Source organism: Streptomyces sp. NPDC058650 (assembly GCF_042717315.1).
Taxonomy (GTDB): domain Bacteria; phylum Actinomycetota; class Actinomycetes; order Streptomycetales; family Streptomycetaceae; genus Streptomyces.
In genome coordinates this window covers 400,178-423,507 of sequence record NZ_JBHXRL010000004.1, presented here as the reverse complement: position 1 = coordinate 423,507, position 23,330 = coordinate 400,178, and the positions used below count along the sequence as shown (strand labels likewise).

Here is a 23,330-nt window from a genome sequence, read left to right as displayed (position 1 = left end):
CCTCACGCGTCCAGGAGGTCGTGCTCCCGGATCAGCCGACAGACCGCCGTCAGCCGCAGGGTCACGAAGTCGTGGCCCGCGGGCTCGGTCCACTCGGCCTCGGAGAGCCCGTCGGTAAACCCGAGGACGTAGTCGGCGAGCTCCTCCCGCCGCACGGTCCGGCCCTCCGGCCCCCGCTGGGCCGGGACGAGCGCGTCGCACACGGCGGCGGCATGCTGGTCGACGGCGGCCGCGAGGCCCGGCTCGGCGGCGACCTCCGCGAGCCGGGGCAGGTACGCGACGGCGACTTCGGTCAACGGGCAGCCGGGGGAATCGCTCATCACTCCACATTAGGCGCGGATCGGGGCGTTCAGACCGTGCCGTTGGTCGCAGGTCGGTTCCCTCTTGTAACCGACCCGGTACTGCGTCAGGATCGGGTGTCATGGATGACAGCGCCATGAAGTCCCCGAGCCACTGCGCGGGAAGCTACGGAAGCGACGGGGACCCCGACCCCTTCCAGTGGGACACCCGCGAGGACTGCGAAGTCCGCCAGATCCTCGACCGCGTCGCCGACAAGTGGTCCCTCCTCGTCATCGCCCTCCTCGACCGGCGCGTCCTGCGCTTCACGGAGCTCAAGCGCGAGATCGACGGCGTCAGCCAGCGCATGCTGACCGTGACCCTGCGCCAGCTGGAGCGCGACGGCCTGGTGAAGCGCACCGTCCACCCGGTGGTCCCGCCCCGCGTCGAGTACGAGCTCACGCCCCTGGGCGGGACCCTGCACACGACGATCCGCTCCCTCGTGACCTGGACCGAGCAGCACCAGAACGAGGTCGCGGCGGCGCGCGAGGAGTACGACGCGAAGGAGACGGCGCTCGCCTGAGGGCCGCCCGGGGGCAGGGGCGGCCCGGGAGCAGGGGCGGCCCGAGGCAGAGGCCGTGCCGAGGCGGGAGCCGACGGCCGAGGCGGGAGCCGGCCCGGATATCCGGTGGCCCCGCCCCCGGGACTTCGCGCACCCTGACGTCCATGGAAGAACCGAAGTACCGGATCCGGGCGCTCCACACCCCGGACACCGTCACCGTCTACCAGGCGTACACGCCGGGGATCGGCCTGCCCGCCGCCCGCGACGGTCGATTCCCGGCCACATGGAAGCGGGACCGGATGACGTGGATCAAGCCGTCGTTCCTGTGGATGATGTACCGCTGCGGCTGGGGCGCGAAGGAGGGCCAGGAGACGGTCCTCGCCGTGGAGATCACCCGCGAGGGCTTCGAGTGGGCCCTGCGGAACGCCTGCCTCTCGCACTACGTGCGCGGATTCCACCCCGACCAGGCCTCCTGGAAGCGGCAGTTGGGGCAGGCCCCGGCCCGGGTCCAGTGGGACCCGGAGCGCGACCTGCACCTGCGGCCGCTCCCGTACCGCTCGCTCCAGCTCGGCCTGTCGGGCGAGGCCTCCCGCCGGTACGCGGACGAGTGGACGGTCTCCGTCACCGACGTGACCCCGCTCGCCCACGACGTCCACGCGCTGGTCCGCGCGGGCGACCTTTCCACCGCCCGCGGCCTGCTGCCCCGTGAGGAGCCGTACCCGGAACCCGAGGGACTGCTGGACCACCTCCGCGTCCAGGAGCCGGCAGAACCGGCGGAACCTGCCGACGAGACCGACAAGACCGGCGAGACCGAGAAGCCGAAGTCGCCGGTCCCGAGCACCCCGTAGAGCCGCAGCCACCGCCGCACGAGCCGCCCGGTGACCCGGGCGCCCGCCTCACTCCCCCAGCGTCCGCACGATCTCGGCCATCACGCCTTTCCAGTGGGCGCGTCGACGCTCACGCTCCTCGGCGCTCGCCATGCGCTCCTGGTGGAAGCGGAGGACGGTCCGGCCGTCGCCCGCCGGGGAGACCGCGACCTGGAGGACGGTCTCGCCGTACGACAGGCGGACGCGGTCCCGGGGCCGGAGGCTGCGGAGGGCGGGGTCGCCCTCGGCGGGGAGCGCGGCTCCGGGCCCGAGCCAGAGGCTCAGCCCTTCGGGGCTCACGAGGAAGTCCCAGACGGCCGCGACGGGCAGGGGCAGGGTCTTGGAGACGCCGATCTCCCAGCCGGCGTCCCGCGTCAGTCCCACTGGCATCACACTTCTCCCTCCGACGGGGTACGGGCACGGTGCGCCCGGACCTTGTGGCGGTTGCCGCACCGGTCCATCGAGCACCAACGGCGGCGCCCGGGACGCGAGGTGTCGGCGAAGACGAGGGCGCAGTCGTCGGCGCCGCAGACGCGGACCCGGTCGGCGTACGGCCCGGTGAAGAGCTCGACCGCGTCCCGGGCGACCGTGGCGAGGAGCCGGGCCCCGGTGGCTCCCGGCGCCCACGCGCGCGAGCCGTCGGCGGCGATCAGGGCGACGAGCGGCGGCCCGGCGGCTGCGGCGTTGACCACCGCGAGCTCCCCGGGATCGGGGGCGGCGCCCCGGGCCCGCGCCAGGGCGAGGCCCCAGAGCGCGTCCCGCACCTCCCGGACGGCCGCCAGTTCGGCGTCCGTGACCGTCACGTCGAGTCCGGGGGTGAGGCTGCAGTCCCGCACCCAGGCGAGCAGCCCCTCGACCCGGTCGAGGACTTCGTACTGCGCGGCGACCGGCCCGGGTCCACCGGTGAGCAGCAGCTCCAGGCAGAGGGCCCCGGCATCGAAGCGGAACACCTGCCCGTCACGGTGCCGAAGGGTCATTCCGGTGGCGCCCAGGGTCATGTAACCAGTATAACCAGTTACATGAAGCCCATCCATTGGAAGCTTGTCCTCGACGCCGCCGACCCGCACGCGCAGGCCGTCTTCTGGGCCGCCGCCCTCGGCTATGCGGAGGAGGACCACGACGCCCTCATCCGGCGCCTCCTCGACCTCGGGGCCGCCCAGCCCGAGTCGACCGTGACCGTCCACGAGGGCACGGACCACGAGCGCCTCGGCTGGCGCGACCTCGCCGCCGTCCGCCACCCGGACGACCCCCACGACCCGGCGACGGGCGGCGGGCTCGGCCGGCGCCTCCTCATCCAGCGCGTCCCCGAACCCAAGACCGTCAAGAACCGGCTCCACCTCGACCTCCACCCGGACCCGGGCACCCGCGACGCCGAGGTCGCCCGCCTGGCGGCGCTCGGCGCGACGGTGCTGCGCCGGGTGGACGAACCGTCCGGGTCCTGGACGGTCATGGCCGACCCGGAGGGCAACGAGTTCTGCGTGCAGTGAGGACGGGGCTACCGGTCAGGGCCGGGCGTCAGGGCCTCCGCACCTCGAAGTGGAAGCAGCCGTACTCCACGGCGCGGACGTGCACGAGGACGACGGCCGGGTCGGCGAAGGCCGCCTCGAAGGCCTGGTCGAAGCCTTCGCCGGGGGCCTCGGGCAGCTCAAGGAGCCGCCCGCCCGCGATCCGGCCTTCCGCGTCGTACCGCCGGACGGTCCGCAGCGCCCCGGCCCGCTCGAAGGGGTACGCCTCCGAGGGCCCGGGGCCCCCGCACTCCTCGGCGTGCACGAAGACGGGCCCCTGCTCGTCGTACGCCCCCGGCTTCGCCCCGTTCTCGTCGGCCCAGCGCCGCAGCGGGGCGTACGACACGAGCGCGATCCGCTCCCCGACGACGGAGAGCCGCAGACAGCAGCGCAGGGGACTCCCGCCCTCGACGTCGACGAACGGCACACAGGGCAGCCCGGCGTCGTCGGTGACACGCAACCGGGCGAGGGCGGCGGGCGAGATGGCGCGTGCGAGGTAGATGCTCATGGGCCCAGCGTCACGCGGCACCACGAAGGCCGCTGGCGGAATTCGGACGGGGCGCTGGGGGCGGGGCGGGGCGGGGCGGGGCGGGCGGGGCGGGCGGGGCGGGCGGGGCGGGCGGGGCGGGCGGGGCGGGCGGGGTACTGGGGGCGAGGGGTTCTTACGAGCTTCTGGTGGGACCGCCCTCTTTCCGAGAGTCGCACCTTCCGCCACCGCGTCAAGGGCGCCTACGGCGTCGCTGCGCGATGGCCTGCGGCCACCCTTGACCCGGCGACGGAAGCCGCGCAAAAACTCTCGGAGGGCGGTCCGGGGGCCGGGGTCACGCCAGGGGTCCGGGCAGTGTCGGGGGTCGGAGGGCGCCTGGCAGGCCGGTGGGGTGGGGCTCGGTTAGTGGCTTGGCCGGGTGGGTCCCCTGGGGTTGGTCGGGGGTGCGCGGTCGTTGAATGGGGCAGCCGGGCTCGGCTAAGCGTCGAACGCCCGTCCCTCGGCCGGGATTCAAGCCCCGCTGATCACTCCCGGTGGGGGAAAGACCCACCGGTGAGGCGAGGCGATGCGAGACATTGCTACAGATCGATCGCAGACCAGGGGCGAAACACCCCGACTTTCCGACCCCAGCGGGGGGCTACTCGTAGTAACTGCGCGCCAGGCATGTCTCCACCCGCCGGGAGTGACCAGCGGGGCCTGAATCCCAACTGCCCACCGGCCGCGACCCGCCAAGCCAAGCCGGGCCGCCCCATTCAACGACCGCGCACCCCAAACCCACCCCAGCGGACCCACCCACCCCCGCCGCTAACCAAGCCCCACCCCACCGGCCTGCCACCCGCTTACGCGGCCTGAGCGATGCCCGGGCCCCCGCGTGGCCACGCCCCCGGCCGCCCTCCGAGAGGTCTTTCGCTCCTGGAGCCGCCGGGTCAAGGGTGGCCGCAGGCCATCGCGAAGCGACGCGACGAAGGAGCGCCCTTGACGCGGCGGCGGAAGGCGCGACTCTCGGAAAGAGGGCGGCCCCACCAGAAGCCCAAGGGAAACGCCCACCCCGAGCGCCTGGCCCGGACCCACCAGACACCCCCACCCCAGCACCCCTCCCCGGCCCTGCCGGAAACGCCAATCCCAGCACCCCTCCCCAGCCCCGCCGGAAGCGCCAATCCCCGGCGTCCCGACCGAAGTTCGCTCAGCGAACGCACCTGACCGGTTTCCGCTCTTGACGCGGAGTCAAACTCTCGCTGAACATTCAGCACGCGCAGCAGAACAACTGAACACCGCACATGCACTCGCACAGCTCCAGCGCCTCGTGGCACCCAAGCCCGAGGCGTCTCGCACGTTCCGTCCCATCCCCGTTCGGAATCCGGAGCCCCCACATGAACATCTCCGTGCCCAGACGCGTCACCGCGATCGCCGCTCTCGCGGCCCTCGCGCTCGCCGGTCTCACCGGTACCGCCGGCGCCGAGTCGCAGGCGGTCGCCGCCGCGCCCGACATCCCGCTGGCCAACGTCAAGCAGCACTTGACGGACTTCCAGTCGATCGCCACCGCCAACGGCGGCAACCGCGCCCACGGCCGTACCGGCTACAAGGCGTCCATCGACTTCGTGAAGGCCAAGCTCGACGCCGCCGGATACACCACCACCATCCAGCAGTTCACCTCCAGCGGCGCCACCGGCTACAACCTCATCGCCGACTGGCCGGGCGGCGACCCGAACCAGGTCCTGATGGCCGGTGCGCACCTCGACTCGGTCAGCTCCGGCGCCGGCATCAACGACAACGGCTCCGGCTCCGCCGCCGTCCTGGAGACGGCCCTCGCGGTCGCCCGCTCCGGGTACCAGCCCTCCAAGCACCTGCGCTTCGGCTGGTGGGGCGCGGAGGAGCTCGGTCTCGTCGGCTCGAAGTACTACGTCAGCCAGCTGCCGACCGCCGAGCGCGCGAAGGTCTCCGGCTACCTCAACTTCGACATGATCGGTTCGCCCAACCCGGGTTACTTCGTCTACGACGACGACCCGGCCATCGAGCAGACCTTCAAGAGCTACTTCGCGGGTCTCGGCGTCCCCACCGAGATCGAGACCGAGGGTGACGGCCGCTCGGACCACGCCTCGTTCAAGAACGTCGGCATACCCGTCGGCGGTCTCTTCACTGGCGCGAGCCGGGTCAAGACCAGTGCCCAGGTGTCGAAGTGGGGCGGTACGGCCACGGCCTTCGACCGCTGCTACCACTCGTCGTGCGACAACACGTCGAACATCAACGACACCGCCCTCGACCGCAACAGCGACGCGGTGGCGCACGCGATCTGGGCGCTGTCCGGCACCAGCACCCCGCCCACCGGCACGGTCTTCGAGAACGCGGCCGACGTCTCCGTCCCGGACAACGGCGCCGCGGTCACCTCGACGGTCAACGTCACCGGCGTCGCCGGCAACGCCCCGAGCAGTCTCGCCGTCGGCGTGAACATCGTCCACACCTACCGCGGTGACCTCGTCGTCGACCTCGTCGCCCCGGACGGCTCGGTCTACAGCCTGAGCAACCGGTCCGGCGGCAGCGCCGACAACATCGTCCAGACCTTCACCGTGAACGCCTCCTCCGAGGTCGCGAACGGTGCCTGGAAGCTCCGCGTCCAGGACAAGGCCTCGGCCGACACCGGCTACATCAGCAACTTCAAGCTGACCTTCCCGTAGGGCAGGACGCAAGAAGCTCCCGGGTGGGTCGGTGACCATCGCCCCCGACCCGCCCGGGGTCCCAACCTGACGGTTACTTACTGGCGTTGGCCGCGTTCACCAGCGCGTCCTGCGTCACCGCGCCGACGTAGACCTTGCCGTCGTCGGTGAGCAGCGCGTTCACCAGCTTCGTCTTGAAGACGGTGCCCGAGCCGAACTTCCCGGTGACCTTGTCGCCGAAGGAGTCCAGGAGACCCTGGATCTCCTTCGGCGCCTCGTCCGTCTTCGGGGCCGGGGCGCCGGAGTCGAGCTTCGCGATCGCCGTCCAGCCCTCGCCGATGACGTTCAGGCCGCCGTCCTTCCCGAGGTCGCCGAAGCCGCGGAGGCCGCCGAGCTCGCCGCCGAACTCCTTCTCGAAGTCCTTCCCGAAGTCCTCGGGCTTCTCCGATCCCGCGCCCTTCTCAGCGGCGCCCTCCGTGACCTTCGCGCCCTCGGGGACCTTGAAGTCGAAGTCCGAGGCGGCCGGCTTGCCGAAGTCGACCTTCGTGAAGCCCGCGTCGACGACCGGCTTGCCGCCCTCAACCGAGGCGAGGGTGAACTTGAGCGGGGTGCCGGTCGCCGCGTCCACGGCGATCTTGATCGACTCGACCGTCGAGCCGGACTGCTTCGGCTTGATCATCAGCTGGTACGCGTCCCGGCCGGCGACCTTGGCCGTGCCCGAGACGGTGATCGACGTGGTGTCACCGGCCGCCTTCAGGACCTCGTCGGCGAGCTCCTTGGGCGTGGTCGGAAGCTCCTGCGGCGTCGAGGGCTTCTCCCCCTTCTCCCCCGCGCCCTCGGGAGCCGTCTCGTGGAAGACCTCCTTGGACTTGCTGTCGTACGCCCAGACGTCGTCGCCGTTGTGGATCAGGCTGTACTCGTCGGAGCCGTCGAGCAGCGTCAGCTTCTGGCGGTCGGGGCCGTCGGCGGCCACGCGCAGGGTGTGCGTGCCGGAGACGAGCTCGGTGAGCTTCTCCGTGGGGTCCGCCGAGGAGGAGCCGCCGCCCCCGCCGGCCAGCGCGCCGAGGTCGGCCAGGCCGCCGAGGGGCAGGCCGAGGTCGGTGGAGATCCTGAACGTGCCGGACAGGGTCTGGGTGTCCGAGGCGGCGATCTTCTCGATGAGCTGCTGGGCCGTGATCTCCGGGAGGTCCGGGTCACCGGACGCCGCCAGTGCCGGGACGAGCCCGATGGTCGCCGCGGCCACTCCTGCCACCGCGACCGGGACGATGAACCGGCTCGCCTTACGGGTGTCTGCCATGGTCTCCGCTTCCTCCGTGCTGCGCCCTAGTGGTCGATGACTCCATCAGACCAAATCGGGGGCACGGAAGCGTCAGCCCCCGGGATCAACCTGGCGTACTGCTTCGGGATGACCTCACCCTGAGATTCCCTCACCCGCCCGGTTGATCCTCGGCGCCCGCCGGGCCCTCAGCCCGCGCGGTGGACCACCGCGTCGCACATCTCCTGGAGCGCCGCCTTCGCGTATCCGTCGGGCAGCGGCGCCAGCATGGCGCGCGCCTCCTCCGCGTACCGCACGGTGTCCCGCCGGGCCTGCTCCAGGGCCGGGTGGACACGGAGCCGCCGCAGGACCTCGGCGTGCCGGTCGTCGTCCGTCAGGTCGCTGTCGACGAGGGCGACGAGCTCGACGTCCTCGGGGCGGCCGTGGGCGGCCGCCGCGGCCCGCAGGCGGAGGACGGGCAGGGTCGGGATGCCCTCGCGGAGGTCGATGCCGGGGGTCTTGCCGGACTCGTGGGAGTCGGAGGCGATGTCGAGGACGTCGTCGGCGAGCTGGAAGGCGACGCCGAGCCGCTCCCCGTACTGGGTGAGGATGTCGACGACGCTCTCGTCGGCGCCGGACATCATCGCGCCGAAGCGGCAGGAGACGGCGACGAGCGAGCCGGTCTTGCCGCCGAGGACGTCGAGGTAGTGCTCGACGGGGTCGCGGCCGTCGGTCGGTCCCGCGGTCTCCAGGATCTGGCCGGTCACGAGCCGTTCGAACGCCTCGGACTGGATCCGTACGGCCTCCGGGCCGAGGTCCGCGAGCGTGTGCGAGGCGCGGGCGAAGAGGAAGTCACCCGTGAGGACGGCGATCGAGTTGCCCCAGCGGGTGTTCGCGCTCGGCACTCCGCGCCGGACGTCGGCCTCGTCCATGACGTCGTCGTGGTAGAGCGTGGCCAGGTGGGTGAGCTCGACGACCACGGCGGAGGGCACGACGCCCGGCGCGTAGGGGTCGCCGAACTGGGCGGCGAGCATCACGAGCAGGGGGCGGAACCGCTTGCCACCGGCCAGGACGAGGTGCTGCGCGGCCTCCGTGATGAAGGGGACATCGCTCTTGGTGGCGTCCAGGAGGCCTGCCTCCACGGCCGCCAACCCGGTCTGGACATCGGCCTCAAGAGCCTGGTCCCGCACGCTAAGACCGAACGGCCCGACGACGGTCACGAGGGGGTCTCCTGTCTGCTGACGCCTGCTGACGATCACATGGATTGTCGATGTGTCGCTCGATTCACTCAAGCCAGCGTATCCGGTCACCTTTCGATCACCGTGGGCGCCTTCCCGTCACCCCCGGTATGTTCGGGATCAGCTCATACGACCAGGAGTAGCCGCTTTGTCCCGAACAACGATCGATACGGATCCGAACGGCGAGCAGCCGCCCCCGGAGGACGACCACGCGTTCCTCGGCCATCCCCGGGGCCTGCTGACCCTCTCGGGCCTGGAGGTCTGGGAGCGGTTCTCGTTCCTCGGCATGCAGGCGATCCTCGTCCTCTACTTCGCCGCGAGCGTCTCCGACGGCGGCCTCGGCATGGCCTCCGGCACCGCCGCCTCGGTCTCCGCCGCCTACGGCACGCTCGTCTACCTCGTCTCGGTGGCCGGCGGCTGGCTCGCCGACCGCATCCTCGGCTCGTACCGCGCCGTCCTCTGGGGCGGCATCCTCATCGCCTGCGGCCACTACGCGATGGCCGTGCCGACCGCCGCCATGACCTGGGTGGGCCTCGGCCTGATCAGCGCCGGCACCGGCCTCCTGAAGCCGAACGTGGCCACGATGGTCGGCAAGCTGTACCGCACGGACGACGACCGCCGCGACGCCGGTTTCGCGCTCTACTACATGGCGATCAACATCGGCGCCTTCGCCGGCCCGCTGATCACCGGCTGGCTCGCCGACCACAAGGGCTACCACTGGGGCTTCTCGGCCGCCGCGCTCGGCATGACCTTCGGCCTGATCCAGTACGTGGCGGGCCGCCGTCACCTGGCCGGGCGCAAGCACGCCGCCGAGTTCGCGCTCGCCCCGGACGCCATGCGCCGGGCCGTCCGGACGATGGCCGTCGGGGCTGTCGTGACGGCCCTCGTCGCCGTGGCGCTCGCCCTCACGGGCTGGCTGACCATGGACCGGTTCGTGGACCTGCTGACCCTGATCTCGGTCATCGCGCCCGTCGTCTACTTCTGGGTGATGTTCAAGAGCCCCCGGGTCACGGCCGAGGAGCGCGGTCGCCTCAAGCCGTACATCGTGCTGTTCCTGGCCTCGGTGGCGTTCAACTTCATCCTCTTCCAGGCGTACTCGACGATGATCCTGCTCGCCTCCACCAACGCGCGCACGACCATCCTCGGCTTCGACTTCCCCGCCGGCTGGTACGCCTCCGCCCTCGGCGCCTTCGAGGTCCTCCTCGCCCCCGTCGTGGCCGCCGTCTGGGCCCGGATGGGCCACAGGCAGCCGCACGCCTCCAACAAGATCGCCTTCGGCGTGATCCTCGGCGGCCTCTCCTTCCTCCTGATGGTCCTGCCGACCTCCGGGCACGCCGACGACACGTACCAGATGGCCGCCTGGTGGATCGTCGGCTCGTACCTGCTGCTCGGCCTCGGCGACGTCCTCCTGGAGACCTCCGGGATGTCCGCCACGAGCAAGCTCGCCCCGAAGGCCTTCTCCAGCCAGACGATGTCCCTGTGGTTCCTGTCGCTCGCGCTCGCCAACGGCATCCAGGCCCAGACCGTGAAGCTCTACGACGACGTCTCCAAGCCCGTGTACTTCGGCGTGAACGGCGCCGTCGCCGTCGCGGTCGGCCTCGTCGTGATCGCCCTGGCGCCCTGGCTGCGCCGCACCATGCACCCCGTCCACTGAGGCCACCCCGAGGGGACCTGATGCCGAAGCCGAAGATCCGTACCGACTTCCCGTACGAGACCCGCCACGAGGACATCCGCATCCCCCTCCCGGACGGCACGCGGCTGTACGCCCGGATCTGGCGCCCGGTCACCGCCGAGCCCGTACCGGCCCTCCTGGAGTACCTGCCGTACCGCCTCAGCGACTGGACCGCGCCCCGCGACTGGCAGCGCCATCCCTGGTACGCGGGCCACGGCTACGCCTCCGTACGGGTCGACGTCCGTGGCCACGGCAACAGCGAGGGCCTCCCCGGCGACGAGTACGACGCCGTCGAGCTCGCCGACGGCGTGGCCGTCGTGAACTGGCTCGCCGAGCAGCCCTGGTGCACGGGCAAGGTCGGCATGTTCGGCATCTCCTGGGGCGGCTTCAACTCGCTCCAGATCGCCGCCCTCGCCCCCGAACCCCTCAAGGCGATCGTCACCGTCTGCTCCACCGACGACCGGTACGACAACGACGTCCACTACATGGGCGGCTCGGTCCTCGGCGTCGACATGCACGCCTGGGCGGCCACCATGCTGGCCTTCGTCTGCCGGCCGCCCGACCCGCGGTACGCGGGCGAGGAGTGGCGCGAGCGGTGGCTGAAGCGCCTGGAGGCCGTGGACCCGCTCATCCACACCTGGCTCGCCCACCAGACCCGCGACGCGTACTGGCGGCACGGCAGCGTCTGCGAGGACTACTCCGCCATCGGGGCCGCCGTCCTCGCCGTGGGCGGCTGGCACGACCCGTACCGGGACACCGTCCTGCGGCTCGCCCAGCACCTCCCCCAGGACCGGGTGCGCGGCATCATCGGCCCCTGGTCCCACCAGTACCCGGACCGCGGCCTGCCGCCGGGACCCGCCATCGGCTTCCTCCAGGAGACCCTGCGCTGGTGGGACCACCACCTCAAGGGCGTCGAGAACGACGTGATGGCCGAGCCGCTGCTGCGCACCTGGATCAGCGAGTCGCACCCGCCGGCCACCGTGTACGAGGAGCTGCCGGGCCGCTGGGTCACCGACCCCGCCTGGCCCTCCCCGAACGTCACCCCCGTCACGTACGGCTTCCAGGGCGCCCCCCTCGTGGTCGACTCCCCGCAGCAGACCGGCATCGACGCCGGCCGGTTCTTCCCCTTCGGCAACGACGCCGACCTGCCGCCGGACCAGCGCGACGAGGACGCCCACTCGGCCTGCTTCGACTTCGCCGTCCCCGAGGACGGCGGCCCCATCGAGATCCTCGGCCGTCCGTCCGTCAGCCTCGCCCTGCGCGCGGACGCCCCCACCGGCCAGGCCGTCGCCCGACTCTGCGACATCGCCCCCGACGGCTCCTCCACGCTCGTCACACGCGGCGCGCTGAACTTCTCCGCCCGCTACGGCCGCGACCGGGCCGTGGAGGCGCAGGTCGGCGAGTGGGAGAGCTTCGTCTTCGAGCTGAACGGCATCGGGCACACCTTCCCGCCCGGCCACCGGGTGCGGCTCGCGGTCTCCTCCGCGTACTGGCCGTGGATCTGGCCGCAGCCGGACGCGAAGGGCTTCACGCTCGACCCGGCGGGCTCCTCCCTCACGCTGCCGGTACGCCGCCACACGGACGACGCCGTCGAGTGGGAGGAGCCGGAGCAGTCCGAGCCGCTGGGCGTCGCCTACCCGCGCACCCTGGAGGAGCCGCGCCCGGAGCGGGTCGTGGTGCGGGACGTGGCGAAGGGCGAATGGAAGCTGGAGGTCGACCCGAAGTACGGGGGTACGCGGGTGTACCCGGACGGCCTGGAGTTCACCGAGGACGCGGTGGAGACGTACACGATCGACGAGGGCGACCCGCTGTCCGCGCGGACCCGCTCGGAGTGGTCGATCCGGCTGCACCGGCCCGAGCTGGCCTGGGACGTCACGGTCGACACGCGCTCGGAGATCTCCTGCGACGCGGACGCCTTCCACACCGCGAACGAGGTGGTGTGCAAGGAGGGCGGCGAGGTCGTCTTCCACCGCACGTGGGAGAAGAGCATCCCGCGCACGGCGGGCTGAGGAACGCGCGAAGGCGCCCGTACCCGGCTGGGGGTACGGGCGCCTTCGCCGCGCCTTACGGGCTCGCCTACGGGCTCGCCTACGGGCTCGCTTACGCGTTCGCGCCGGCCTTGCGGCGGCGGGCGAAGACGAGCGCGCCGGCGCCGAGGGCGACGGCCCCGGCGGCGGCGAGGCCGAGCGGCAGGGTGTCGTTCGCACCGGTGGCGGCGAGGGTGCCGTTCACGGGGGTGCGGGACGAGCCGCCCTGCTGGGTGGTGTTCGTGTTCCCGCCGGTGGTGACGGTCGGCGCCGGGGTGGGCGTCGCGGTCGTCTCCGTCGGCGCCGGGGTGGTCGTCTCCGTCGGCTCCGGCTTCGGCTTGTCGGTCTTGGCCGCGAGGATGTCGAACTCGGTCCGCGCGAACTGCTCGCCGCCGCCGCAGTCACCGTCGTTCTTCTCGTACGCGCCGAAGCTGAAGGCCGCGCCCTTGCCCGCGGGGGCGTCGGCGGCGACCGTGAGGCGGAGCTTCACGTCGTAGTGGCCGCCCTTGACAAGCTTGCCGACCTCGATGGAGTCGTCGAACTCCTCGGTGAACGGGGTCCACTCCAGGTTGTCGGCGGAGGACCACTCGACGGGGATGATCCGCTTGGCGAAGTGCGTCTCGTCGTCGATGAGCTCACCGGGCGCGGGGAGACGCATTGCGTCGACGTAGGCATGGACGCCCTCCAGGGTCTCCTCGGTGGGGTTGCTCACACGCAGCGAGAAGATCGCGGGCTCGCCGGCGGTGACCGTCTTCGGGCCATTGAGCGCGACCTTGAGGGAGGAGTCCTTCTCCAGCACCTCCTCCTCGCAGATCTCGCCGCCCTCGAACTCCTCCAGGGCGTCCTCGGCGTCGGCGAGATCCTGCTCGGCCACCACGATGTCGGCGTCGATGAGGCTGACCTTCCGCGCGAGGGCGACCCGCGCGTCGTCCACGGCGGTGTTCGCGTTCTTCAGGCGGAGGTCGGCGGCGGTTTTGGTGGCGACGGCGGCCTCGGCGGCGGTCTTCGCGGTGGTGACGGCCTGCTCGGCCGTCGCGATCTCCTCCGGCGTGGCGGTGCTGCCGGTCTCCTTCAGCTTCGCCAGGGCCTCCTCGGCGGTGACGAGCGCCGCGTCGGCGGTGGCCTTCGCGGTCTTCGCGGCCTCGACGGCGGCCTTGGCCGCGGTCTGCTCGGTCTTCAGGGCCTCGTCGATCTTGTTGTCCCTGACGTCCTGAACGGCCGCCTTGCGCTTGGCCTTGAGGTCCTCGAGCTTGGCCTCCGCGGCCTCGACGGCGGCGAGGAGCTTCTCGTACTCGGCGAAGTCATCGTCGTCCGAGTCCTCGTGCGAGGCGGGCTTCTGGGTCGACGCGGGCGACGGCTTGGTGTCGGCGAACGCGGGCGCGGCGGAGAGGAACACGACCGGGGTGGTCACAGCGGCGGCCACGGCGGTCGCGAGGATGCGACGAATCTTCACAGTGCGGGACCTTTTTCCTGGTCAGGGAGGGGTGAAAGAAAAGCGGGGCGCGCGCCTGCGGCAACTACACGCGGCGCGATACCACCGTGATCGTAGGGCTCGGAACGCCCCTGCGGGAGACCGCTTTTCGCGGCCCGGGGCGGGGTGCATCACGCACCGAGCACACAAACCGCGCGAAGACGGACAGTTGCCCACGGAGGCCGCACTTTCTGTGTGATCCATGTCATCAGCGCCCGGCGGCGGGCCCCGTAACGTGTCCCCCACACACGTGGAAAGCGAGGCACGCACAGATGTCCGAGCACAGCCCGCTCGACCTGGCCGAGGGCGATCCCTTCGGCCCGCACAACCTCCCGTACGGCGTCTTCTCGACCGCCGACGAGCCCGGGCGGCGCCGGCTCGGCGTCCGGATCGGCGGACACGTGCTGGACGCGGGCGCCGCTGCGCACGCGCTCGGCTCGCCCTACGCGGCGCTGCTCGCCCAGCCGAGCCTGAACTCGCTGCTCGCGGCCGGGCGGACCGCCTGGCGCGACGTGCGCCGGGCGCTCACGGCCTGGGTGACGGTGCCGGCGCACCGGGCGGACATCGAGCCGCTGCTGTACCCGCTGGACGGGGTGACGCTGCACCTGCCGTACGAGGTCGCGGACTACGTCGACTTCTACGCGAGCGAGCACCACGCGACGAACGTGGGCCGGATCTTCCGCCCGGACGGCGACGCCCTCACCCCCAACTGGAAGCACCTGCCGATCGGTTACCACGGTCGCGCGGGCACGGTCGTGGTCTCCGGCACCGATGTCGTACGCCCCTCCGGGCAGCGCAAGGCGCCGACGGACGCGGCCCCGGTCTTCGGTCCCTCCGTGAAGCTGGACATCGAGGCGGAGGTCGGCTTCCTCGTCGGCACCCCGTCGGAGCTGGGCCGGCCGGTCGCGCTCGGCGACTTCCAGGAGCACGTCTTCGGTCTGTCGCTGCTCAACGACTGGTCGGCGCGGGACATCCAGGCGTGGGAGTACGTGCCGCTCGGCCCGTTCCTCGGCAAGTCGTTCCAGACGTCGGTCGCGGCGTGGGTGACGCCTCTGGAGGCGCTGGACGCCGCCCGGACGGCCCCGCCCGCGCGGGACTTCCCGCTGCTTCCGTACCTGGACGACGCGGCCGCGGAGGAGCCGGGCGGCTTCGACGTGCGGATCACGGTGGAGATCAACGGCGAGGCCGTGGCCGAGCCGCCGTTCTCCACCATGTACTGGACGGCGGCCCAGCAGCTCGCCCACATGACGGTGAACGGCGCCTCGCTGCGCACGGGTGACCTGTACGGCTCCGGGACGGTCTCCGGGCCCGAGGCGGGCCAGCGCGGCTCGCTGCTCGAACTCACCTGGAACGGCCGGGACGCGCTCGAACTGGCCGGTGGCAAGCGGACGTTCCTGGAGGACGGCGACGAGGTCGTGCTCACGGCCTGGGCACCGGGCCCGGACGGCACGCGGGTGGGTCTCGGCGAGGTCCGGGGCCGGATCGCTCCTTCCGTCTGAGCCGTACGACGGCCGTCAGCGCACCCGCCACAGCGCGGGGACGTTCGGCGGCTCCCAGCCGGCCTGGGCCGTGTGTGCTTGGAGGCACGCGTAGCCCGGGCCGCCGTACGTGACGGCGTCCCCGGCCCGGTAGGCGGTCCCGGCGGCCCAGGTCCCGCCGGGGGCTCCCGTGGACGTCGGCGTCGGGCTCGGGCCGGGGCCCTGCGGCACGTTCAGGACGAAGTCGAAGGCGGCCTCCCGGGCTCCGCCCGCGTCCCGGACGGTCATGAGCAGCCGCGGGTCGAAGATGCTGTCGGTGTTGTTGCGGGGTTCGTTCGGGAAGTACAGCTGCGTGGTGAGCACGGGCCGGCCGGGGGCCTGGAGCTTGACGTGGAGGTGCCGGGTGCGGCCCGGGTAGAGGCCGGGCACGATCGTAGTGAGCGCGAAGGCGCCCCGCGAGTCGGTGAACTGGTGGCCGCGGAAGCGGAATCCGGTGTTGTCGTAGGTGCCGTTGGTGTCGGCCTGCCAGAAGTCGAGCAGGACGCCCGCTATCGGCCGGCAGGCGAGTCCGAAGACGTAGCCGCTGACGGTGAGCCGGATACCGGGGGTGCCGGGCTCCGCCAGGCTGGTGCGCAGCGGTGAGTGCGGCTTGAAGTACGGGCCCTCGGTCTGCGGCAGGGTCGGGTCGTCGCCGTCGTCGCACTCCGGGGTGAGCGCGGGTGCCGCCTCGCCGGCGGTGAGGGTACGGGCGAGCGCCGGGACGCCCATGAGCACCGCGGGTGCCGCCATGCCGGCGGCGAGCGCGGCGCGCAGCACCGCCTTGCGGGTGACGTGCCCGGTACTGGTTTCGTGGTCCATGCCTGCTCCTCCTGCGGGGGCGGGGGTGGCGGGGATGGCAACGAACCTAGGGGCGCGGGCCGTTGACTTCGAGGGACGGAACGCGGCGGTCGTGGTGTTTTCGGAAGTCCCCCGGGCTGCGGCCGGTCTCGCGGCGGAAGAAGCGGCAGAAGTACGCGGGATCGTCGAAGCCGATCCGGGCCGAGATCTGGCGGATCGTCAATTCGGTGCCGACGAGAAGTCGTTGTGCCTCGCGTGTGCGGGCCTCGCGGAGCAGGGCGCCGGGGGTGCGGCCGGTGGCGGCCCGTACGGCCTCGGTGAGGTAGCCGGGGGTGACCCCGATCCGCTCGGCGCACTCCCGTACGGACCGGTGGTCCGCCGCGGCAGGGGTGATCAGGCGGGCGAACTCGGCGGCGACGGCACCGAATCGGCCGGCCGGCGCCCCGGCCGTACGCGCCGCCTCGGGCCCCGGGAGTCGCGCCGTCCGGACGAGGAGGACGCGCAGCAGGGACCGCAGGACCGTCGCGAAGCCGGTGGCGCCGTGCCCGTACTCCTCGGCGAGTTCGGCCATCAGCCCGGTGGTGCGGGCGTGGGCGGGCCCGTCGAGGGTGAACCAGGGGCGCTCGCCGAGGCGGCGCAGCAGGTCCCGGTCGCCGGGGTGGTCGAGGAGGAAGTCCTCGGTGAAGAGGACGACGGTGCCGTCCAGGCCGCGCGCGTCCTCCCAGTGGTGGACCTGCCCGGGCACGATCACGGCCAGGTGGGGCGGGTGGAGCTGCCAGCGGGCCAGGTCGACGACGTGGGCGCCGGTCCCTGCCGTCACATGGACGATCTCGTAGAAGGTGTGGCGGTGCGGGAAGGCGGCCCTCGACAGGGGCCCGACGGCGTCGAAGCTTCCGGCGGCGAAGGGCACGTCGTCGGGCAGGCGCAGCTCCAGGCGGTGGACGGGCGGGTCGCCCGCCCGGGGGGCGGCGCAGGGAGTCCCTGGTAAGACGGTCGAGCCGCGCATCGTGACGCTTCCTCCCGGGTGAGTGGTACAGACCATTCGGGGTGGTTTCCACGATGACACGGGCACCTCCAATGGGTCACCCCCGCGTGCGACACCCCTGCCGGGAAGCCGATGCTGCTGGAGGCAGTGGGAACAGGGGGGAGCCCGCGCCCGTCAGGCGCCCCGCACGGCGCGCCCCCACCCGAGGAGCACACCTACATGTCCGCTCTACCCCGTCGCCTCATGGCCGCGCTCGCCCTGGCCGCCGTCGGATCGCTGACCCTGGGAGCGGCACCGGCCGTCTCCGCCGCCCCGGCCGATCCGGCCGTGTCCGCCGGGAAGCCGGTCCCCGACTTCCCCCATCCGGACCTGAAGAAGGCCTACGACGCCACGGTGCGGTACAAGTCGGAGCAGAAGGCCATCGACGACGGCTTCCAGCGCACCGACATGTGCATGGTGGACGAGAGCCCGGAGAAGCTCGGCGGCATGGGCTACCACTACGTCAACCCGGCGAACATCGGCTCGACCGACCCGACGAAGCCCGCCGCGGTGCTGTACGAGAAGAACCACGAGACCGGCAAGCGCGAACTCGTCGCGGTCGAGTGGGTCGTCCCCAACACGGGGCAGCCCCGGCCGCGTCTCTTCGGCCACGGCTTCGACGGACCGGCCGTGATCCCTCCGGTCGGTGACGTCTACACCCTGCACGCGTGGCTCTACAAGAAGAACCCGGCGGGCCTCCTCACGCCGTACAACCCGCGGGTGCACTGTGTCTGTCCGGAGGACGCGCCGATGTCGTCGTAGGCACGCGCACGAGAGGGCCCGGTCCCGCCGTGGTGGCGGGGCCGGGCCCTCGGCGTCGTGCGGGAACCGCTACCGGACGAAGACGCTCGCCTGGTTCGCCAGGTCCAGGAAGTACTGCGGCGCGAGGCCGAGCACCAGCGTGACCACGACGCCCGCCGTGATGGCGAGCGTCGTCAGGGCCGAGGGCACGGCGACCGTGGGGCCGTCCGCCTTCGGCTCGCTGAAGAACATCAGCACGATCACCCGGATGTAGAAGAACGCGGCGATCGCCGAGGAGAGCACGCCGACCACGACGAGCGCGCCCGCGCCGCCGTCCGCCGCCGCCTTGAACACCGCGAACTTGCCGGAGAAGCCGGAGGTCAGCGGAATGCCGGCGAAGGCGAGCAGGAAGACCGCGAAGACCGCCGCGACGAGCGGCGAACGGCGCCCGAGCCCGGCCCACTTGGAGAGGTGGGTGGCCTCGCCGCCCGCGTCCCGGACCAGGGTGACGACGGCGAACGCGCCGATCGTCACGAAGGAGTACGCCCCCAGGTAGAAGAGGACGGACGAGATCCCGCTCGGCGTGGCCGCGATGACACCCGCGAGCAGGAAGCCCGCGTGCGCGATCGACGAGTACGCCAGGAGCCGCTTGATGTCGGTCTGGGTGATGGCGACGATCGCGCCGCCCAGCATGGTGACGATCGCGACGCCCCACATGACCGGCCGCCAGTCCCAGGTGAGGCCCGGCAGCACCACGTACAGCAGGCGGAGCAGCGCGCCGAACGCGGCGACCTTGGTCGCGGCGGCCATGAAGCCGGTGACCGGGGTCGGGGCGCCCTGGTAGACGTCCGGGGTCCACATGTGGAACGGCACGGCGCCGACCTTGAAGAGGAGCCCCGTGAGGACCATGGCGAAGCCGATGAGCAGCAGGACGTCGTTGCCCATGGTGTCGGCGAGCGCCGGGTCGACGGAGACGACGGCGCCGTCGACGACCCGGGCGATCGTCGCGTACGAGACGGAGCCCGCGTAGCCGTAGAGCAGGGCGATCCCGAAGAGCAGGAACGCCGAGGAGAAGGCGCCGAGGAGGAAGTACTTGACGGCCGCCTCCTGCGACATCAGCCGCTTGCGGCGGGCGACGGCGCAGAGCAGGTACAGCGGGAGGGAGAAGACCTCCAGGGCGACGAAGAGCGTCAGGAGGTCGTTGGCCGCCGGGAAGACGAGCATGCCGGCGATCGCGAAGAGCGCGAGCGGGAAGACCTCGGTGGTGGTGAAGCCGGCCTTGACGGCCGCCTTCTCCTGCTCGCTGCCGGGAACAGCGGCGGCCTCGGCGGCGAAGGAGTCGACCTTGTGGCCGTGGTCGGCCGGGTCGAGCCTGCGCTCGGCGAAGGTGAAGATCGCGACGATCGAGGCGAGGAGAATGGTGCCCTGGAGGAACAGGGCGGGCCCGTCGACGGCGATGGCGCCCATGGCCGCGATCTGGGCCTTGGTGGTGCCGTAACCGCCGGCCGCCAGGGCGACGACGGCGGCGAAGGACGCGGCGAGGGCGAGGACCGAGAGGAAGACCTGGGCGACGTACCGGCCCTTGCGGGGCACGAAGGCCTCGACGAGGACGCTGACGATCGCGGCGCCGATCACGATGAGTACGGGCGAGAGCTGCGCGTACTCGATGTGGGGGGCCGGGATCTTGCTCAGCGGCTCGACCGCCGCCGTCGTCCACAGGCTGTGGACAGCCGTTGCACTCACTGGGCGGCCTCCTCATCGTGGACGAACGCAGCCGGCACGGTGGGCTGGGGGTCCTTCTGCTGGACGTCGGACATGGTGTGCTGCACCGCCGGGTTGACGACGTCCGTCAGCGGCTTCGGGAAGACCCCGAGGAAGATCAGGACGGCGATCAGCGGGACGACCACCGCCAGTTCGCGCACCCGCAGGTCCGGCAGCGTGCGCACCTCCTCCTTCACCGGCCCGGTCATCGTCCGCTGGTACAGGACGAGGACGTAGAGAGCGGCGAGGACGATGCCGGTGGTGGCGATGATGCCGGCCACCGGGTAGCGCGCGTAGGTGCCGACCAGGACGAGGAACTCGCTGACGAACGGCGCGAGTCCGGGCAGCGACAGGGTCGCGAGACCGCCGATCAGGAAGGTGCCGGCGAGCACCGGGGCGACCTTCTGCACTCCGCCGTAGTCGGCGATGAGCCGCGAGCCGCGCCGGGAGATCAGGAAGCCGGCGACGAGCATCAGCGCGGCCGTCGAGATGCCGTGGTTGACCATGTAGAGCGTGGCACCGGACTGCGCCTGGCTGGTCATCGCGAAGATGCCCAGGACGATGAAGCCGAAGTGCGAGATCGACGCGTAGGCGACCAGCCGCTTGATGTCCCGCTGGCCGACCGCGACCAGCGCCCCGTACACGATGCTGATGAGCGCGAGGACGATGATCGCCGGAGTGGCCCACTTCGAGGCCTCGGGGAAGAGCCCGAGGCAGAAGCGGAGCATCGCGAAGGTGCCGACCTTGTCGACGACGGCGGTGATGAGGACGGCGACCGGGGCGGTCGCCTCCCCCATCGCGTTCGGCAGCCAGGTGTGCAGCGGCCAGAGCGGCGCCTTCACCGCGAAGGCGAAGAAGAAGCCGAGGAAGAGCAGCCGCTCGGTGTTGGTCGCCATGTCGAGGGACCCGTTGGCGCGCGCCTCGGCGATCTCGGTGAGCGAGAAGTTCCCCGCGACCACGTAGAGCCCGATGACCGCAGCCAGCATGATGAGGCCGCCGACCAGGTTGTAGAGCAGGAACTTGACCGCCGCGTACGAGCGCTGGGCCGCCGCGTTCTCGTCGGAGCCCGAGTGCGCCCGGTCGCCGAAGCCGCCGATGAGGAAGTACATCGGGATGAGCATGGCTTCGAAGAGGACGTAGAAGAGGAAGACGTCGGTGGCCTCGAAGGAGAGGATCACCATCGCCTCGACCATGAGGATCAGGGCGAAGAAGCCCTGGGTCGGGCGCCAGCGCGGGGACTTCGTCTCCAGGGGGTCGGCGTCGTGCCAGCCCGCCAGGATGATGAAGGGGATCAGCAGGGCGGTGAGCGCGATGAGCGCCACCCCGATGCCGTCGACGCCGAGTTCGTACCGGACCCCGAAGTCCTTGATCCAGGAGTGGGACTCGGTCAGCTGGTACCGCTCGCCGCCGGGCTCGAACCGTACGAAGACGACGGCGGCGAGCACGAGCGTGGCGAGCGAGACGAGCAGCGCCAGCCACTTGGCGGCGGTGCGACGGGCGGCGGGGACGGCGGCGGTGAGGATCGCACCGAGCGCCGGCACCGCTGCCGTCAGCGTAAGGAGCGGGAAGGACATGGGAGTTACACCGCCCTCATCAGCAGGGTCGCGGCGATCAGCACCGCAGTACCTCCGAACATGGAGACCGCGTACGTGCGGGCGTAGCCGTTCTGGAGCTTGCGCAGCCGGCCGGAGAGCCCGCCGACGGTGGCCGCGGTGCCGTTGACGACGCCGTCGACCAGGGAGTGGTCGACGTAGACGAGCGAGCGGGTGAGGTGCGTGCCCCCGGTGACGAAGACGGCGTGGTTGAAGTCGTCCTGGAGCAGGTCGCGGCGGGCGGCCCGGGTGAGGAGCGAGCCGCGCGGGGCGACCACCGGGACGGGCCTGCGCCCGTACTGGAGGTAGGCGAGGCCGACGCCGATCACCATGACGGCGACGGTGGCGGTGGTGACGGCGGCGGCGCTGATCGGCGGGTGGCCGTGGGCGTAGCCGGTGACGGGCTCCAGCCAGCTCACGAACCGGTCGCCGATGCTGAAGAACCCACCCGCGAAGACCGACCCGAAGGCCAGCAGGATCATCGGGATCGTCATGGACCTGGGCGACTCGTGCGGGTGCGGCTCGTGGCCTTCGGCATCCGCCTGCCAGCGCTTCTCGCCGAAGAAGGTCATCAGCATCACGCGGGTCATGTAGTACGCGGTGATGGCCGCGCCGAGCAGGGTGACCGCGCCGAGGATCCAGCCCTCGGTGCCGCCCTTCGCGAAGGCCGCCTCGATGATCTTGTCCTTGGAGAAGAAGCCGGACAGGCCGGGGAAGCCGATGATCGCGAGGTAGCCGAGGCCGAAGGTGACGAAGGTGACCGGCATGTACTTCCGCAGGCCGCCGTACTTCCGCATGTCGACCTCGTCGTTCATGCCGTGCATGACCGAACCGGCACCGAGGAAGAGCCCGGCCTTGAAGAAGCCGTGGGTCACCAGGTGCATGATCGCGAAGACGTAGCCGATGGGGCCGAGGCCGGCCGCCAGGATCATGTAGCCGATCTGCGACATCGTCGAACCGGCGAGGGCCTTCTTGATGTCGTCCTTGGCGCAACCGACGATCGCACCGAAGAGGAGCGTGACCGCGCCGACGACGGTGACGACGAGCTGCGCGTCCGGCGCCGCGTTGAAGATGTCGGCGGAGCGGACGATCAGGTAGACGCCGGCGGTCACCATCGTGGCCGCGTGGATGAGGGCCGAGACCGGGGTCGGGCCCTCCATCGCGTCCCCGAGCCAGGACTGCAGCGGCACCTGGGCCGACTTGCCGCAGGCCGCGAGGAGCAGCATCAGACCGATCGCGGTCGCCGTGCCCTCGGAGACCTGGTCGGTCGCCGCCAGGACCGGCCCGAAGGCGAAGGTCCCGAAGGTGGTGAACATGATCATGATGGCGATCGACAGGCCCATGTCGCCGACCCGGTTGACCAGGAAGGCCTTCTTCGCGGCGGTCGCCGCGGTGGGCTTGTGCTGCCAGAAGCCGATCAGGAGGTACGAGGCGAGGCCGACGCCCTCCCAGCCGAAGTACAGCAGCAGGTAGTTGTCGGCGAGGACGAGCAGGAGCATCGCCGCGACGAACAGGTTGAGGTAGCCGAAGAAGCGGCGGCGGCGCTCGTCGTGCTCCATGTAGCCGATGGAGTACACGTGGATGAGCGTGCCGACCCCGCTGATCAGCAGGACGAAGGTCATCGACAGCTGGTCGAGCTGGAAGGCGATGTCCGCCTGGAAGCCCTCGACCGGGATCCAGGTGAACAGCCGCTGGTGCATCGCCCGGTCGTCGGCGCTCTTGCCCAGCATGTCGGCGAAGAGCGCCAGGCCGATGACGAAGGAGACGGCCGCGAGCAGGGTGCCGAGCCAGTGCCCGGTCTTGTCGAGCCGCCGTCCGCCGCACAGCAGGACGGCCGCGCCGAGCAGAGGTGCCCCGACGAGCAGCGCAATGAGATTTTCCACGGGT

The 23,330-nt window shown here is 71.6% G+C and carries 20 protein-coding genes; 8 read left to right on the top strand and 12 right to left on the bottom strand.

Annotated elements, in window-relative coordinates; translation table 11 throughout:
- Window positions 1-2: 2 nt before the first annotated feature.
- Window positions 3-320, bottom strand: coding sequence for a DUF6401 family natural product biosynthesis protein (locus ACFWWU_RS10190; RefSeq protein ID WP_384141772.1), 318 nt, complete (start codon window positions 318-320; stop codon window positions 3-5).
- Window positions 321-421: 101 nt separating this feature from the next.
- Between ACFWWU_RS10190 and ACFWWU_RS10185 the strand changes: the two genes are divergently transcribed.
- Window positions 422-859: a winged helix-turn-helix transcriptional regulator gene (locus tag ACFWWU_RS10185; protein ID WP_384141769.1), complete on the top strand. Its 438-nt coding sequence runs from the start codon at window positions 422-424 to the stop codon at window positions 857-859.
- Between the two features lie 143 nt (window positions 860-1,002).
- Window positions 1,003-1,686, top strand: a complete 684-nt coding sequence (locus ACFWWU_RS10180; protein WP_384141766.1) for a DUF4291 domain-containing protein — start codon at window positions 1,003-1,005, stop codon at window positions 1,684-1,686.
- A 48-nt stretch (window positions 1,687-1,734) separates the two neighbouring features.
- On the opposite strand, the gene ACFWWU_RS10175 is transcribed toward ACFWWU_RS10180, so the two are convergent.
- A complete protein-coding gene (locus ACFWWU_RS10175) occupies window positions 1,735-2,094 on the bottom strand; it encodes an SRPBCC domain-containing protein (protein ID WP_384141763.1) in 360 nt (119 codons plus the stop codon).
- A complete protein-coding gene (locus ACFWWU_RS10170) occupies window positions 2,094-2,702 on the bottom strand; it encodes a CGNR zinc finger domain-containing protein (protein ID WP_384141760.1) in 609 nt (202 codons plus the stop codon). Before ACFWWU_RS10170 ends, ACFWWU_RS10175 begins: the two co-directional genes overlap by 1 nt.
- A gap of 21 nt (window positions 2,703-2,723) precedes the next feature.
- Between ACFWWU_RS10170 and ACFWWU_RS10165 the strand changes: the two genes are divergently transcribed.
- A complete protein-coding gene (locus tag ACFWWU_RS10165) occupies window positions 2,724-3,191 on the top strand; it encodes a VOC family protein (protein WP_384141757.1) in 468 nt (155 codons plus the stop codon).
- Between the two features lie 28 nt (window positions 3,192-3,219).
- On the opposite strand, the gene ACFWWU_RS10160 is transcribed toward ACFWWU_RS10165, so the two are convergent.
- The gene (locus ACFWWU_RS10160) at window positions 3,220-3,717 is read right to left on the bottom strand and encodes a DUF1203 domain-containing protein (RefSeq protein WP_384141754.1); all 498 of its coding nucleotides are present in this window, start codon (window positions 3,715-3,717) and stop codon (window positions 3,220-3,222) included.
- A 1,349-nt stretch (window positions 3,718-5,066) separates the two neighbouring features.
- On the opposite strand from ACFWWU_RS10160, the gene ACFWWU_RS10155 reads away from it, so the two are divergent.
- Complete coding sequence (locus ACFWWU_RS10155; RefSeq protein ID WP_384141751.1) at window positions 5,067-6,368, top strand: M28 family metallopeptidase; 1,302 nt, start codon at window positions 5,067-5,069, stop codon at window positions 6,366-6,368.
- Between the two features lie 73 nt (window positions 6,369-6,441).
- On the opposite strand, the gene ACFWWU_RS10150 is transcribed toward ACFWWU_RS10155, so the two are convergent.
- Both ACFWWU_RS10150 and ACFWWU_RS10145 read right to left on the bottom strand, forming a co-directional pair.
- Window positions 6,442-7,644, bottom strand: coding sequence for an outer membrane lipoprotein carrier protein LolA (locus tag ACFWWU_RS10150; RefSeq protein ID WP_384141748.1), 1,203 nt, complete (start codon window positions 7,642-7,644; stop codon window positions 6,442-6,444).
- 167 nt (window positions 7,645-7,811) lie between these two features.
- Window positions 7,812-8,822 (bottom strand): polyprenyl synthetase family protein, encoded by a 1,011-nt coding sequence (locus ACFWWU_RS10145; RefSeq protein ID WP_384141745.1) that lies wholly within the window; start codon window positions 8,820-8,822, stop codon window positions 7,812-7,814.
- Between the two features lie 166 nt (window positions 8,823-8,988).
- Between ACFWWU_RS10145 and ACFWWU_RS10140 the strand changes: the two genes are divergently transcribed.
- Together ACFWWU_RS10140 and ACFWWU_RS10135 are read left to right on the top strand one after the other, a co-directional pair.
- A complete protein-coding gene (locus ACFWWU_RS10140) occupies window positions 8,989-10,494 on the top strand; it encodes a peptide MFS transporter (RefSeq protein WP_384141742.1) in 1,506 nt (501 codons plus the stop codon).
- A 20-nt stretch (window positions 10,495-10,514) separates the two neighbouring features.
- A complete protein-coding gene (locus tag ACFWWU_RS10135; RefSeq protein ID WP_384141739.1) occupies window positions 10,515-12,521 on the top strand; it encodes a CocE/NonD family hydrolase in 2,007 nt (668 codons plus the stop codon).
- Window positions 12,522-12,612: 91 nt separating this feature from the next.
- Here ACFWWU_RS10135 and ACFWWU_RS10130 read toward each other — a convergent pair whose 3' ends face one another.
- Complete coding sequence (locus tag ACFWWU_RS10130; RefSeq protein ID WP_384141736.1) at window positions 12,613-13,992, bottom strand: LPXTG cell wall anchor domain-containing protein; 1,380 nt, start codon at window positions 13,990-13,992, stop codon at window positions 12,613-12,615.
- Between the two features lie 290 nt (window positions 13,993-14,282).
- Between ACFWWU_RS10130 and fahA the strand changes: the two genes are divergently transcribed.
- On the top strand, window positions 14,283-15,509 hold the full coding sequence (gene fahA / locus ACFWWU_RS10125) for a fumarylacetoacetase (RefSeq protein WP_384141733.1): 1,227 nt from the start codon (window positions 14,283-14,285) through the stop codon (window positions 15,507-15,509).
- Window positions 15,510-15,524: 15 nt separating this feature from the next.
- On the opposite strand, the gene ACFWWU_RS10120 is transcribed toward fahA, so the two are convergent.
- On the bottom strand, window positions 15,525-16,346 hold the full coding sequence (locus tag ACFWWU_RS10120; RefSeq protein ID WP_384141730.1) for a carbohydrate-binding protein: 822 nt from the start codon (window positions 16,344-16,346) through the stop codon (window positions 15,525-15,527).
- Between the two features lie 46 nt (window positions 16,347-16,392).
- Window positions 16,393-17,331, bottom strand: a complete 939-nt coding sequence (locus tag ACFWWU_RS10115; RefSeq protein WP_384141727.1) for a helix-turn-helix domain-containing protein — start codon at window positions 17,329-17,331, stop codon at window positions 16,393-16,395.
- A 198-nt stretch (window positions 17,332-17,529) separates the two neighbouring features.
- On the opposite strand from ACFWWU_RS10115, the gene ACFWWU_RS10110 reads away from it, so the two are divergent.
- The gene (locus ACFWWU_RS10110; protein ID WP_384141724.1) at window positions 17,530-18,111 is read left to right on the top strand and encodes a hypothetical protein; all 582 of its coding nucleotides are present in this window, start codon (window positions 17,530-17,532) and stop codon (window positions 18,109-18,111) included.
- Window positions 18,112-18,180: 69 nt separating this feature from the next.
- Here ACFWWU_RS10110 and nuoN read toward each other — a convergent pair whose 3' ends face one another.
- The 3 genes from nuoN to nuoL are packed head-to-tail and all read right to left on the bottom strand — an operon-like array spanning window position 18,181 to window position 23,326.
- On the bottom strand, window positions 18,181-19,833 hold the full coding sequence (nuoN, locus tag ACFWWU_RS10105; RefSeq protein WP_384141721.1) for an NADH-quinone oxidoreductase subunit NuoN: 1,653 nt from the start codon (window positions 19,831-19,833) through the stop codon (window positions 18,181-18,183).
- Window positions 19,830-21,425 carry an NADH-quinone oxidoreductase subunit M gene (locus ACFWWU_RS10100; protein WP_384141718.1) on the bottom strand — a complete coding sequence of 532 codons (1,596 nt, stop codon included), beginning with the start codon at window positions 21,423-21,425 and terminating at the stop codon, window positions 19,830-19,832. Before ACFWWU_RS10100 ends, nuoN begins: the two co-directional genes overlap by 4 nt.
- Before the next feature lie 5 nt (window positions 21,426-21,430).
- Window positions 21,431-23,326: an NADH-quinone oxidoreductase subunit L gene (gene nuoL, locus ACFWWU_RS10095; protein ID WP_384141715.1), complete on the bottom strand. Its 1,896-nt coding sequence runs from the start codon at window positions 23,324-23,326 to the stop codon at window positions 21,431-21,433.
- Window positions 23,327-23,330: the final 4 nt, after the last annotated feature.

What these genes read in the sequence shown, in the direction of transcription:
- ACFWWU_RS10190 (WP_384141772.1), bottom strand. Translation starts at nt 320, where the DNA reads ATGAGCGATTCCCCCGGCTGCCCGTTGACCGAAGTCGCCGTCGCGTAC.
- ACFWWU_RS10185 (WP_384141769.1), top strand. Translation starts at nt 422, where the DNA reads ATGGATGACAGCGCCATGAAGTCCCCGAGCCACTGCGCGGGAAGCTAC.
- ACFWWU_RS10180 (WP_384141766.1), top strand. Translation starts at nt 1,003, where the DNA reads ATGGAAGAACCGAAGTACCGGATCCGGGCGCTCCACACCCCGGACACC.
- ACFWWU_RS10175 (WP_384141763.1), bottom strand. Translation starts at nt 2,094, where the DNA reads ATGCCAGTGGGACTGACGCGGGACGCCGGCTGGGAGATCGGCGTCTCC.
- ACFWWU_RS10170 (WP_384141760.1), bottom strand. Translation starts at nt 2,702, where the DNA reads ATGACCCTGGGCGCCACCGGAATGACCCTTCGGCACCGTGACGGGCAG.
- ACFWWU_RS10165 (WP_384141757.1), top strand. Translation starts at nt 2,724, where the DNA reads ATGAAGCCCATCCATTGGAAGCTTGTCCTCGACGCCGCCGACCCGCAC.
- ACFWWU_RS10160 (WP_384141754.1), bottom strand. Translation starts at nt 3,717, where the DNA reads ATGAGCATCTACCTCGCACGCGCCATCTCGCCCGCCGCCCTCGCCCGG.
- ACFWWU_RS10155 (WP_384141751.1), top strand. Translation starts at nt 5,067, where the DNA reads ATGAACATCTCCGTGCCCAGACGCGTCACCGCGATCGCCGCTCTCGCG.
- ACFWWU_RS10150 (WP_384141748.1), bottom strand. Translation starts at nt 7,644, where the DNA reads ATGGCAGACACCCGTAAGGCGAGCCGGTTCATCGTCCCGGTCGCGGTG.
- ACFWWU_RS10135 (WP_384141739.1), top strand. Translation starts at nt 10,515, where the DNA reads ATGCCGAAGCCGAAGATCCGTACCGACTTCCCGTACGAGACCCGCCAC.
- fahA (WP_384141733.1), top strand. Translation starts at nt 14,283, where the DNA reads ATGTCCGAGCACAGCCCGCTCGACCTGGCCGAGGGCGATCCCTTCGGC.
- ACFWWU_RS10120 (WP_384141730.1), bottom strand. Translation starts at nt 16,346, where the DNA reads ATGGACCACGAAACCAGTACCGGGCACGTCACCCGCAAGGCGGTGCTG.
- ACFWWU_RS10115 (WP_384141727.1), bottom strand. Translation starts at nt 17,331, where the DNA reads ATGCGCGGCTCGACCGTCTTACCAGGGACTCCCTGCGCCGCCCCCCGG.
- ACFWWU_RS10110 (WP_384141724.1), top strand. Translation starts at nt 17,530, where the DNA reads ATGTCCGCTCTACCCCGTCGCCTCATGGCCGCGCTCGCCCTGGCCGCC.
- ACFWWU_RS10100 (WP_384141718.1), bottom strand. Translation starts at nt 21,425, where the DNA reads ATGTCCTTCCCGCTCCTTACGCTGACGGCAGCGGTGCCGGCGCTCGGT.